A 12,224-nucleotide genomic window follows, 5' to 3' on the forward strand; every position below is an offset into this window, starting at 1 on the left:
TGGATTTACATCGCTATGACCCGTATTATGTCGAGGCGATTAACCTAGAGCAGGAGTTTCCAAACAGCTTCTTAGTGATTACTCCCTCTACTCTGACCCACATTAATCGCTGATACCAGACTGCCACGATTTCCCCAGGCATTTCGGATGAAGGATACTACCTGCGCGACCTCTTCGTCACGAATAATTTGCTGAAATGGAGGCATACCGTAAGGTCTGGGGTTTGCTGCAGTAGTAGGTGGATAACCGCCATTCAGCACACTGCGAATAACGTTAGTGGGAATCGTCATAGTAACGCTACGATTACCCGCCAGTGCAGGGTAAATACCTGGTGCCCCCCGACCTGATATGCCATGGCAGTTTTGGCAGTATTTCTCATACAGCTTTTCACCCTGTGCCAAGTATTTCCGGACATTTTCTGGCATTTCCGGATAACTCACTTCAGACAGAGCATTATTCTCAGGTAATGATTTCAGATAAATTGCCATAGCACGTAGGTCATCCTGTGATAAATACTGCAGACTTTGTCTGACAACCGTTCCCATTGGCCCCGATGTCACAGCACGCTGGGATACGCCGGATGAAAGTAATTCAATAATCTCTTCAATAGCCAAATCCATGCCTCCCGCTTCCTGCCGGGAAGTCAGCGATGGCGCATGCCAGCTCGACCCCATGATTTGCCCTCCTCCCATGGAATCTTCTTGACTTGCACCCAGCACATTTCTGGCAGTGTGACAGGCATTACAATGGCCCAATCCTTGCACCAAATAAGCGCCTCGATTCCATTCGTCACTCTTGCTTTGATCTGGTTCATATATTCCCTGTTTGAAAAAGAGGGTACGCCAGAGATACAAAAGCGGTCTAGAGTTATAAGGGAAGCGGATTTCGTGAGGTGGATTGGATTGTGAAACAGCGGGCACCGACTGAAGGTAAGCAAAAATCAAGTTAGCATCCTCACGTGTCACCTTCGTGTATTCGGTATAAGGAAATGCAGGATAGAGGAGTTTACCATCGCGCGATTTACCCTCATGCATCGCTTTCCAGAAATCCTCTTCGCTCCAGAGGCCGATACCCGTTTCTTTATCGGGCGTGATATTGGGGGTGATAAAAGTTCCAAATGACGTAGACAATCGATACCCTCCTGCAAATGGCTGGCCTCCTTTGGCAGTATGGCATCCCAGACAATTTCCGACACGCGCAAGATACTCACCCTGCGCTCGTCGTTGTTCAGACAGGGCGGCATTTTCAGGAGAAGCATTGACCACGCCGGTGTTAGCTGCCAACAGCAAAGTCAGCATATAGCCAAGAAACAAAAAATCATTTTTCCATTCCCGAGCAATAATAATCATGGTTTGTGTCATCGAACTTCTCCATTTTCCGAAACAATGCTGGCACAACGCTGGGCCATTTCAGGTGAAAGTTGATTAGCTGGCTTTCCTGAAGCAGGTTGGGCAGCTAACCATTTTGCAACAGCATTGATTTCTTCATAGGTCAATTGTTTGGCGATATCTGCCATGCAATTCGCTATTTTTCCTCGAATCAACCCTCCGCTATGCCACCCTCCCAATTGTGCTGTCAAGTAAGCGCTATGCAACCCCAACAAACCTGGCACAAAAGGGACTGTTCCCATCAAATTCTTTCCATGACAGGCACTACATGCTGGTATATTCCGTTTGAGGTCACCTGAGTAAACAAGCTTCTCCGCTAGATTTTCTTCCAGGGGTTGCAGGGTGATAGGCTCTGGAGGAGGATAGGGCAAATCCAATGCTGCAAAATACTGAGCCATCTCTAGCAAGTATTCATCTGACATATTTTCGAGCAAAATAACCATCGGCTGGTAATAACGTCGACCGTCCCTGAAGTGACGTAGCTGGTTAAAGAGATACCCCTCCAATTTTCCCGCAATACGTGGGTAATACGCATCTCTGTTATGCCTGTCCTCTACGCCGTGGCAAATAGTACAAGCCTTGACACGTTCAGCAAGCGTATCGGGAACATTAACCGATAGCACCTCTACAGCATCTGCCAGACTAGTAAAAAACAATAAGATAATTAAAATAGAATGTTTCATGTCGTTATTTTTATAGATGATCAGTGTCTATGCCATTCACTTTTCTGAAAGATTTGTATCAACATGGCACAATTATTCTGGACGAAAGTTTAAAGCAATCCGCAATTCCGGCCAAACTTATCCAAAACTATGTCACAGCTCATTACCAGGCAAGGATTGACTCAGGCACACTGACATTGCTCATTGGTCAGCATAGCAAATTATTATCAAAACTCATGAAAGAGTATGGCACACAATGCGTCCTCTATATCACTGCCTGCAATCCTCATAGCCAACCTCAAGATAGGGAAGCAAATCTCACAGCGAGTAATCAATTATTCGTGCTGCTATCCACACTTTCCAATCACATTTTTTCCGGTAAAAGCTCAGACCCAGCGGGTAAGTGGCCAGCGGAATCAAGCTTTCTGGCATTAGGCATTGATTTTGTCGCCTCTAAAACACTCGGCAGACAGTTTGATCAGAATGCCATTGTATGGGTTGATCTTGATGCAATTCCCCGGCTAATTTTACTGCGCTAAAGCTCCACTGCTATCATGCCTCACGAGCGATCGCCTGCTTTAACGTTTCGATTTGAGACTGATTGAGCGTCTCAGTTTTGAGTAATTCTTCAGCTGTCCTCTCAAGAAGCGCACGATTTTTGCGAAGAATACTTATTGCCCGTTCAAGCGCCTGATCCACGAGGACACGCACAGCCGCATCAATTTTGTTGGCCGTATCCTCGCTATAATCGCGACTCAATGGTATCGGGAAGCCCTGCTGCAAGAAAGCAGAACGCTCACGATCATATGCAACATGCCCCAGCGCATCACTCATGCCATAACGCAGTACCATGGCACGCGCCATATCAGTTGCACGTACCAGATCATCCGATGCTCCCGTGGATACTTCATTGAATATCACCTGCTCGGATGCCCGCCCACCTAGCATCACGGCCATTTTATTCTCCAGCTCAACCCGCGTCATCAGAAAACGATCCTCGGTCGGCCGTTGAATGGTATAACCCAGCGCACCCACTCCCCGCGGAATGATCGATACCTTATGCACTTCATCTGTGCCAGGTAATGCCAGCGCCACCATGGCATGTCCCAACTCATGAAACGCCACGATCTTACGTTCTTTAGGATTGAGCAGACGATTACGCTTTTCAAGACCCGCAACAATCCGTTCGATTGCGTTATTAAAATCCTCCATCGTGACGGAATCTGCTTTACGGCGAGTAGCCAGCAAAGCGGCCTCATTGATCAAATTCGCCAGATCTGCACCTGTAAACCCGGAGGTGAGTGCTGCAATTTGTTCTGGTTTGACATCGCTACTCAGTTTCACTTTTCTTAGATGTACAGCCAGAATTTGTTCGCGCCCCGCTTTATCTGGCCGATCCACTAACACCTGCCGGTCAAAACGCCCGGCACGCAGTAATGCGGCATCAAGGATTTCCGGACGGTTAGTTGCGGCCAGCAATACGATCCCGCTTGATGGATCAAAACCATCGAGTTCAGCCAGCAACTGATTCAGAGTTTGCTCCTTTTCATCGTGCCCGCCCCATGCATAAGAACCACGCGCACGCCCCAATGAATCAAGTTCATCGATGAAAATGATGGCTGGCGCCATTTGCCGTGCTTGTTCGAAAAGGTCACGCACCCTGGCTGCGCCTACACCGACAAACATCTCGACAAACTCTGCTCCCGAGATCGAAAAAAATGGCACCCCCGCTTCACCAGCTACCGCACGCGCCAACAATGTCTTACCTGTTCCGGGTGGTCCCACCAGCAAAACTCCCTTTGGCACCCTTCCGCCCAGCCGACTATAGTCAGCAGGGCTCTTCAAAAAATTGATGATTTCAAGAAGCTCCTCCTTGGCCTCATCGACACCCGCCACATCGGCAAAGGTAACCTTAGTTTCTTTCTCAACATAAACTTTGGCGCGACTCTTACCAATTGACATTAACCCACCGCTCACGCCACCGCTCATGCGCCGAATAATGTACAACCAGACTCCGATAAAAAGTACCATCGGCAAAATCCAGGACAACAAATCGCGCAACCAGGTACTCTTGATAACCCCGGTATAAGTCACATTATGCTTATCCAGGATATCAGCAAGGTCGGACTCAACACGTGTCGTGACAAAATTTTTGATTCCATTGGCTCCGGATTCTTTTAGCGTGCCGTAAATCTGGTTTTCTGTAATCGCCACGTCGGCAACTTTACCTTCTTCCAGTAGTGTATGGAATCGACTATAAGGGATCGGCTCAATTCGGGTATATTGCTCGTAAAGATTACGCAAAAACATCATCGCAAGGATAGCAATGACGATGTACCAGAAATTGAATTGTACTTTCTTATCCATTAAATTTTTATCCATAGGATATTTCCTTCTTTATTGGAAAAACGGTTAAAAATCGTGAGAATCAATCAGGCAAACTACGGGCCAGTCCACGCTCAAGCTATATCTTTATGATCTTATCTTATGAAAATAAATCCTATTCATGCTTCTCCAGAATGAAAAAAATAAACTATGATGAATAACGCTTATTATTAGATTTCATATTTGATGCAATGTATTGCATCATTCTGGGAGTTTTACTCTGGCTAGAAGCTAGCTCTTATGATTATTTTTTACAAATGCTTACCACAGAGCCATAAACGATAAAGTTCGGTCCCCAGAGTAACCCAATTTTGAAAAACTATTTTCTAATTTAGGTGAAAGCGACTCATTACAGTTACAAAACACAACATTCTAAAAATCGCAGGAAAGCCTGAATTACTACTTATTCTGCACAGCAGAAGAGTTTGGTCAAAATACGTTGACGGGGCTTTGGTTATGATTGTGATATCGTCATCGAAAAAACTGAAAAATTCTTTGCTACGATTAGTCACACTATCAGACATAAAGCTTAATTTGTAGGCATTTCCTGGTGTCAGCACATGCTCCCGGCAGCGCCAGCCGTACTGATTTCATACATTCAATTTAGCTCAACTAAGAAATCAAGGATTATGAAAGCCTTACACATTCTGAAAAACCGATAGAATGCTCTATGTATCTCACTGTTGCTTGGATAAAAATAATTTAAACATATTGAATGTTTGTTAATATTTGTTAATAACAGAGAGATTCCTTTTATTTATCTATCTAAGGAGACTCATCGTGCAAACAAAGACATTCTTCATAAATCTGCTCATTCTTGTTTTTCTGGCTTCCATCGCTCCTGTAACCTCTGAATCGCTTAGCACAGTTAATATCGAAGCGAAAACAAACACTCCCCCAGATCATAAAAAAATGGCTGAATACTACGAAAAAGAAGCTAAAGAAATGAGTGCAAAAGCGGACGAGCAAAAAAAGCTGCTTGATGAATATGATCTTCATAGCTATTACTATGGTCGAGAGGGCCAGATTTTCCAGTCCCATCATGAGGCCTTATTTAACAAATATAAAAAAGCAGCAGAGCGAAATAGCGAGATGGCTGCTGCTCACAGGGAAATGGCAAAAAAACGTTAAATAAACACCTCCTATTTTAAGAAATTACTTTTTAAAGTAAGCAGGTAATCATTTTGATCTATCTACTTCTACTTTTGGGTTGATATCTGATTAAATCAGAATAATCATGAATTTCTGCTCTGAATTAATAAAATACTAAAAGCTGAGGGATGAAATGAGACCGATTAAAGTGGATATTAATAATCCCTTATTGCCTACTCAATCAAGTGTTACCGCCAGGATGTAGCAGCAATTCTGCAGGTAAATTGCTCTAAAACAGGCAAATCCAGATGTGGTCATGATATTTTCTCCTGATCTTCAATTTCCTGCACAAGATAATCGACTGCATGATCTGCCGCTTCCTGAAAAATATTGACTACCCTCGTTACACCCGCCTGCTGTAAAGCCAAGGCACGCTCATCATCCCGAGCCAAGCCAACGATACGCCCTTTAAATCCTGCTTCTTTGAGTGCGTGAAGTAATGCCCGATTAGCACTCCATTCTGGAATGGTCGTAACAATCCAGTCAACGCTTGCAAATGGCAATGTACTGAGAAAGGCAGGATCTTCCGCATCTCCGTAGCGTACAGGCACATTCCGATGCCTCAATGTTCTTATGGCTTCAGGATCGAAATCCACTCCTAGCACCCCAACACCATGGTTATGTAGCTGTGTCAGTACTCTAGCTCCATATCGCCCCAATCCAAAAATGATGATCTTGGTGTTATCTACCATTGAACGTTGCCGCTCAATTGAAATCTCCCGATAGGGCCGAGTTCGCTCGAAAATACCCAGGAGAATTGCAAGAAACTCATATAGACGCTGTGAATTCATAATCATATAAGCGGAGAATGTAATCGTGACAATACCTACCAACGTAACTAGGCCGAGCATATCCTGTTCCAGATAGCCGAGAATGATACCCATGGCTATAAAGATGATTGAAAACTCACTTATCTGAGCCATCGTCAGGCCTGTTTGAAAACTGGTTCGTTTGCGGTATCCCATATATCCCATGATGATCATCACGATGATCGGCTTACCAATCAGCACGAACACAGATAACACAGCAGCAGGCCACAGCTCTCCACTTAATGTAGAAAAATCGAGCTTTGCACCTAAATCAATGAAAAAGAAAAGCAATAGGAAATCGCGAATCCCCGTTAGGCGGGCATAAATCGCATCACGAAAATAAGTGGAGGCCAGGGAAAAACCTGCCACGAATGCGCCTGCCTCCTTTGAAAAACCGGCCCATTCACCCATAGCTGCAAGTGCCGTCCCCCAGGCAATGGCAAAGATTAGCAACATTTCTTGCGACCGAGCTACGAGTCTTATTAATGGTGGCATGACATACCAGATAGTCACAAATAAAAGCAGCGAAACTAAGCCGATACGTAAAATAAGAAACAAAGCAACATCTATCCATCCACTCAAATCGCTTGCTTCTGTATCATTCCCTAATGCACTTACACTCATCATGGCCAGAATTGCAGCAATATCCTGCACTATCAAAATGCCGATCGCGATACGTCCATGCAGAGAATCAATCTCTCGGTCATCGGTTAACAGCTTGACAATAATGATTGTACTGGAGAAAGAAAGTGCGATCGCTATATAAACAGCGGTCTGCCAGTTCTTACCAAGCAGGATAATCAATAGAAAACCTAATAGCGTAGTAATAACTAGCTGTGCTGTTCCTACAGCAAGAGCAATGGGACCGATATGGCGTACATGCTGCAAATCCAGTTTCAGTCCAACTAGAAAAAGCAAAATAGCTATACCAATTTGAGCCAGAAGATTAATTTGGTTGTGCGCTCCAACTAACTCGAAGCCAGCTGGACCTGCAATAATGCCTGCCATAATATAGGCAACGAGCACTGGCTGTCGAAAATGAACAGCTATCACTCCAATAATACTTGTGGTAAACAACAGAAATGCCAGCTCTTCGAAGGGTCCGTGCATCTGATTACCTTATTTCCATTCTTAAATGATATACACTCAGTGTAAGCTGCTCATTTTCCAAAATATAGACATGGACGAGTTATAGAAACTTAGTGAAACGGGTGATCAAAAATATTTCAGATGCAATTCCTACTTTCTTTGCTTAACTAGGCGTGACTGCTTTAATTGCCCGAAGCACTCATTCCGGAAATAAATCCGGAAAGGGGTTACGTCTTGTAACTCAAAAAATGCCAGTACTATCTCTATAACGTTAATCGAGTCAATATTCTGACATTGCCTAGAATGACATCCCTAAGTAATAGTCTGGCTTGAATTAGGAGAAGATCTCACATGAGGGAACACAAAACCACGAGCATGAAATAAAAAATGCTCATCTTGGTTAAGTACAAGCTCGCAAATTTTATTAGATTCCCTTAATGATTTTGTTGTTTTGATGAGTTAGCTCACTCGATCAATTATGACTAGCGTTTAATTGCAAAAATAAGTTATTTTATTATCTTAGTTAACCAGTTGTTTTTTATAGATATAAACCTCAGAAAGCTTATAATGAATTAATGCAATTAAACACTAGTTTAGCTTGATAGCAATCCTGGAAGATTTCAAAAAACACTTTTTAATGCAACATGTAATTATCAAATCACAAAGTAGTCGCAGTACGCTAGTTTCTCTTTCAAAGCAAAGAGAATGTGTACGCACTATCATGGACTGTATTTTATACAGAGATTACAGAGATAAAAGCACAACAAGGAACAGATCTATAAGAATCATCCCTTGCTGTTTTACTACTTACTAAAAATTCTTAATAAACTGAATTATTTCGTAATTTATTAATGTTTATGTTCATGCTTATGCTCACTATCTTCTTCAGCATCGCTATGGACATGATGATGATGCTCTCCCCCCTTTCCATTCGACGCTAGTGGCATGAAATTTGCGCCTTGGGTCTCATGACCTGGAATAGCTATAAAAACAGCTACTGTAGTTTCAGGGGTAATTTTAAAATCCCCCTTCGCTTTCATTATATTTGCATAAACCGGCTCCAATACAACGGATTGTCTTTTCCCTTCCTGACCTGCTTGGATATTTGCTTTCCCTTGCCCCCCACTGGTGGCAATTGGCTTATCTCCATGATCAGTTATATACAGAGTCAATTCACCATCCTTAGCTACCAACTCTAAATGGAAGGGGCCGGATGCGCGAAGCTGGCCTCCGTGAGGTGGTGTTAATGTAGCTAAATGCCCTTCTGTATGGGCCAATGCAAAATATGGCATCATCAACATCGTACTCAACAAAACGGATGTAACGATTAGTCTTCTCATTCAGTTTCTCCTGGAGTATTAATTAAGACAAGGATAATTCGAAGTTATAACAGATTTAAACATTAATGCACATGATCACTTGGTGGTGGAAGAATTTCCTTCTCACTATTAAGCTGAACCAGCTGTTGTTTTAGAAAATCCATATTATCCCACCCACTTTTATCCCTATCGGGTATCCATCTTGCGCGTAAGTAGCCAAAGCGATCTACCAAAAATTCCAAATGTTCAGGAATGACTCCCTCGCCAAGAATATCCGGATGAGTAAGTGTCCTTCGATACAGAATATAACTATTTCTGATCTCCCGAGATCCTTCCGTTACTATAGGAAAAGGTATTTCCGCTGCAATCTGCATTATTTCCTGTTGATCAAGATCATTCATTGGAACAGCTAAAATAACTGTATTGAGTTCACGCAGCCTGTCATAAGATGCTTTCAATTCTTGTAAACGAACTTGTGATTGTGGCCATGTAAACAACACGAGCATCACATTTTTTTCCTGACGGAAATCCTTCAAGTAGCCGCTGGAACCATCATGCGCAAAATAGGAAAAAATAGGTGGCGCAATAGATGGTTTCTCAGGAACAACCATGGGTTTTAATAGACGCCCCTGATAGCCGCGTGACATGCCATGCATATAATTGACGACATCCCAGCGATCCTCTTCTGATAAATTACTAGAAAAACCTGGCATACCTGTTTCTGCAATGCCATACGTTAGCCAATGGAAAAAATCACCAGCTGTATGTCTAGCTGTGTGGGGCTCAGTCAATAGATCAGCGGGTGGTGGATTAAATGTTTTAGCAAGTACCCCATTGCCTTTACCTTGCGGACCATGACAGGAAGTACAATTTTGTGAGAAAAATACCGATCCATTAGAGATGGAAATAGCATCAAAAGGAACAGGTGTACTTTGATAAGTCTCCGGATAAGCATCCACTGCTAAATGAGGCAAGGCTATTGCTAAAGAGGCAATTGTTAAGCTAGCTGGTATTCCAATCCTTTTTTTAATTTCCCATTTATTCTTAATGCCTAACCACACTGAGCCAGCAGCCATAATTAACAATACCACACCACTCCAGAAGAAAAGAGGAGTATTTGGCTCATTCCAAGTGGCATCAATTGAGAATCTAAAAGGATAAGGCCAGTTTTCTACCATGGCATGCTTTGCAGGTATGGTGTTAGCCAAAATAGTCGCAACTAACACCATGATAATGGCAAGTATGAATTCAATGCTTACCCATTTCTTCAGTTGCTGCCCACCCCTTTGGATTTGCTCGACGTAATTTGCTTGCGTGAATGATGGTAGCCATCTAGAGCGTGCTCGATACGCGATAACGAGAATGATCGCCAGTAGTGTAAGTTTTATGTTTATTAGCCAACCATACGCACTAGAAACCAGCGCATGATAATCTTCCTCTACCATTCGATCAGCAACGATAAAACCAGTTACCATTAAAACGGCCATTACCGGTAAGGCAATCGTCGAAAACTTCTTCAAGCTTTCAGCGCTCAACAAATCCAATGGTTTGTCAGGATCTTTCGTACTGAATATTATCAATAGAAATGCCGGTAAGGCGCCAAACCAGGCACCTGCCAGAAGAATATGCAGCACATAAGGAAGTATTGATATAGCAGATATTTCCTCTGCAGCCGAATGGCTAACAAGTGAGCCTGCAATCAACGGCAATGATGCTGCTACCGCACCTAGGATATAGTGCCACCTCACTCTGTAAGCATGCCGAATATATAGAATGGCTCCTAGCAAAACTAACGCAAATAGTGCACGAGCCGCCCACAGTTGTCCCATGCGAGTCCGCTGCACCACTTCCAACCAAGCATCTGGTCGCCAAGCATTAGATACAACACCAGTCGCTTCGCCTGTTGTTGTCGCTAGGATACCTAGCAATCCAATTAGAATGATACCAGCTAACCATAAAAATCCACGTTCCAACCGGATTGCCCAGGGACTTTCAAATACAGCTTTCTGTTGTCCAGCTACAGCAAGAAAAATACAGCTACCAAAAATAATCAGATTGGCTACCAGCTGTGACCAACGAGCAAATGCAGCAATGATCTCAATCATCTTTTTTTTCTTTATCCGAAACTGTAAAATTATATTCAGAATCAACCACATGACCATCTACAGAGAGCACCCGAAATTTCACTGCATATCGTCCTGATTGCATTTCTGGCAATTCCAAAATTATAGATTTTGGATCTCCAGGATGAACCTTCACTTTATTATCTGTAATGGATTTTTTATCTTTATCAAATACAGAAAGAGACGCATACGCAGGTTCAATTTCTTCATTAAACCAGAGACGGATTTGCGTTGGTGCTGTAGAAAGCACCGCACGACGAGCAGGTTCAGCCTTGACAAGAGCAGCATGTGCTAATGCTTGATTTGCATGCATAAGAGTCATTACCGTTACTACTATAGATAATGCTAAAACTCGCTTAAGATTTAATATTGCCCATTTTATTTTCATTCGAGTACTCCTTATTTTTAGATATGATAATTCGAATAAATTAATGTTCTTTAGATTATTGAACCTGAGCGTGGTTCTAATATTATTTTGCTACTAACTGTAAACTAAGCAGCTTCTGTTTTATTTTTTTTACTACGCATGAAGAAGATAGCACCAACAGCTGCCAGCACGATGACGCCTATGATATAAGGCAGATTCGATTTTCCACCAGCTCCTACTGAAAACGGAAAGCGGGATACATATTCTTCTTTCTCTCCTCTTACCGTAACCAAACCGACAAACTTGCCTGCTTCCGTAAAGCCATGCTCAAAGGTCACCGATCCATTCGAATATACTTGTGGCGGCAAATGAAATATAGTTACTGCATCAAGATTCTCTTCTGACCCTGTATCTCGTATTATTCTCACTTCAGTCGTCATTGTTCGCAGTTCTTCATTGATATAATCCAGCGCAACAACGGTACGGCCTATCATAGGAATATCTTCACAAAATTCCTGCTCTTGCGTGCTCTCAGGTTGATAACCAGTAAAATGCATGGTGTAGGGCCCTACCGTAAGCTTACACATATCTTCGGCCAGTGACAGCCCACCATGTGCATATAGTTGCATTGAATATGCCATCCCCAACGCAACCATAAACATTGATTTATAAATAGATTTCATTACATTTACCAACATTATGCTTTCCCTCAGCGGCAATAATAAAATTTTTATTATATGATTATTTCATTGACAAAATGCTACTTTAATCTTTTTAATGATGTGCAGCCCGCCATTTACGTAGCCGCTTCAATAGCTTAAGCTTATAGATCAGCCATGCCAATATCAGCAATCCCATCACTGGTGCTATGGAAGCACGAAGTAGCTTCATATAATCAACCAGTTCAACACGCAGTCGGTATTGATATTT

Annotated in this window: 10 protein-coding genes; 2 read left to right on the forward strand and 8 right to left on the reverse strand. The window is 42.8% G+C overall.

Annotated elements, in window-relative coordinates; genetic code table 11:
* Positions 1-71 precede the first annotated feature (71 nt).
* Both R2Q26_RS14640 and R2Q26_RS14645 read right to left on the reverse strand, forming a co-directional pair.
* Complete coding sequence (locus R2Q26_RS14640) at positions 72-1,361, reverse strand: cytochrome c (RefSeq protein WP_317536967.1); 1,290 nt, start codon at positions 1,359-1,361, stop codon at positions 72-74.
* Positions 1,358-2,071: a c-type cytochrome gene (locus tag R2Q26_RS14645; RefSeq protein WP_317536968.1), complete on the reverse strand. Its 714-nt coding sequence runs from the start codon at positions 2,069-2,071 to the stop codon at positions 1,358-1,360. Before R2Q26_RS14645 ends, R2Q26_RS14640 begins: the two co-directional genes overlap by 4 nt.
* Before the next feature lie 29 nt (positions 2,072-2,100).
* Between R2Q26_RS14645 and R2Q26_RS14650 the strand changes: the two genes are divergently transcribed.
* Complete coding sequence (locus tag R2Q26_RS14650) at positions 2,101-2,589, forward strand: DUF3293 domain-containing protein (RefSeq protein WP_317536969.1); 489 nt, start codon at positions 2,101-2,103, stop codon at positions 2,587-2,589.
* Positions 2,590-2,602: 13 nt separating this feature from the next.
* Here the strand turns inward: R2Q26_RS14650 and ftsH are convergent, their stop codons facing one another.
* Positions 2,603-4,417, reverse strand: a complete 1,815-nt coding sequence (gene ftsH, locus R2Q26_RS14655; protein WP_317536974.1) for an ATP-dependent zinc metalloprotease FtsH — start codon at positions 4,415-4,417, stop codon at positions 2,603-2,605.
* A 798-nt stretch (positions 4,418-5,215) separates the two neighbouring features.
* Between ftsH and R2Q26_RS14660 the strand changes: the two genes are divergently transcribed.
* Entirely contained in the window at positions 5,216-5,566 is a 351-nt protein-coding gene (locus R2Q26_RS14660) for a hypothetical protein (RefSeq protein WP_317536970.1), read from the forward strand.
* Positions 5,567-5,841: 275 nt separating this feature from the next.
* Here R2Q26_RS14660 and R2Q26_RS14665 read toward each other — a convergent pair whose 3' ends face one another.
* From R2Q26_RS14665 to R2Q26_RS14685, 5 genes are all read right to left on the reverse strand, one after another.
* Positions 5,842-7,506 carry a cation:proton antiporter gene (locus tag R2Q26_RS14665; protein WP_317536971.1) on the reverse strand — a complete coding sequence of 555 codons (1,665 nt, stop codon included), beginning with the start codon at positions 7,504-7,506 and terminating at the stop codon, positions 5,842-5,844.
* An 827-nt stretch (positions 7,507-8,333) separates the two neighbouring features.
* Positions 8,334-8,825, reverse strand: a complete 492-nt coding sequence (locus R2Q26_RS14670; RefSeq protein WP_317536972.1) for a hypothetical protein — start codon at positions 8,823-8,825, stop codon at positions 8,334-8,336.
* 62 nt (positions 8,826-8,887) lie between these two features.
* A complete protein-coding gene (locus R2Q26_RS14675) occupies positions 8,888-10,909 on the reverse strand; it encodes a CopD family protein (RefSeq protein WP_317536973.1) in 2,022 nt (673 codons plus the stop codon).
* Positions 10,902-11,315 carry a copper resistance protein CopC gene (locus R2Q26_RS14680; protein WP_090572326.1) on the reverse strand — a complete coding sequence of 138 codons (414 nt, stop codon included), beginning with the start codon at positions 11,313-11,315 and terminating at the stop codon, positions 10,902-10,904. The genes R2Q26_RS14675 and R2Q26_RS14680 overlap by 8 nt, the downstream gene beginning before the upstream one ends.
* A gap of 104 nt (positions 11,316-11,419) precedes the next feature.
* Positions 11,420-11,992 (reverse strand): hypothetical protein, encoded by a 573-nt coding sequence (locus R2Q26_RS14685; protein WP_411182371.1) that lies wholly within the window; start codon positions 11,990-11,992, stop codon positions 11,420-11,422.
* Between the last annotated feature and the right edge of the window lie 232 nt (positions 11,993-12,224).

The organism is Nitrosomonas sp. Is37 (assembly GCF_033063275.1).
Classification (GTDB): Bacteria; Pseudomonadota; Gammaproteobacteria; order Burkholderiales; family Nitrosomonadaceae; genus Nitrosomonas.

What these genes read in the sequence shown, in the direction of transcription:
- R2Q26_RS14640 (WP_317536967.1), bottom strand. Translation starts at nt 1,361, where the DNA reads ATGACACAAACCATGATTATTATTGCTCGGGAATGGAAAAATGATTTT.
- R2Q26_RS14645 (WP_317536968.1), bottom strand. Translation starts at nt 2,071, where the DNA reads ATGAAACATTCTATTTTAATTATCTTATTGTTTTTTACTAGTCTGGCA.
- R2Q26_RS14650 (WP_317536969.1), top strand. Translation starts at nt 2,101, where the DNA reads ATGCCATTCACTTTTCTGAAAGATTTGTATCAACATGGCACAATTATT.
- ftsH (WP_317536974.1), bottom strand. Translation starts at nt 4,417, where the DNA reads ATGGATAAGAAAGTACAATTCAATTTCTGGTACATCGTCATTGCTATC.
- R2Q26_RS14665 (WP_317536971.1), bottom strand. Translation starts at nt 7,506, where the DNA reads ATGCACGGACCCTTCGAAGAGCTGGCATTTCTGTTGTTTACCACAAGT.
- R2Q26_RS14670 (WP_317536972.1), bottom strand. Translation starts at nt 8,825, where the DNA reads ATGAGAAGACTAATCGTTACATCCGTTTTGTTGAGTACGATGTTGATG.
- R2Q26_RS14675 (WP_317536973.1), bottom strand. Translation starts at nt 10,909, where the DNA reads ATGATTGAGATCATTGCTGCATTTGCTCGTTGGTCACAGCTGGTAGCC.
- R2Q26_RS14680 (WP_090572326.1), bottom strand. Translation starts at nt 11,315, where the DNA reads ATGAAAATAAAATGGGCAATATTAAATCTTAAGCGAGTTTTAGCATTA.
- R2Q26_RS14685 (WP_411182371.1), bottom strand. Translation starts at nt 11,992, where the DNA reads ATGTTGGTAAATGTAATGAAATCTATTTATAAATCAATGTTTATGGTT.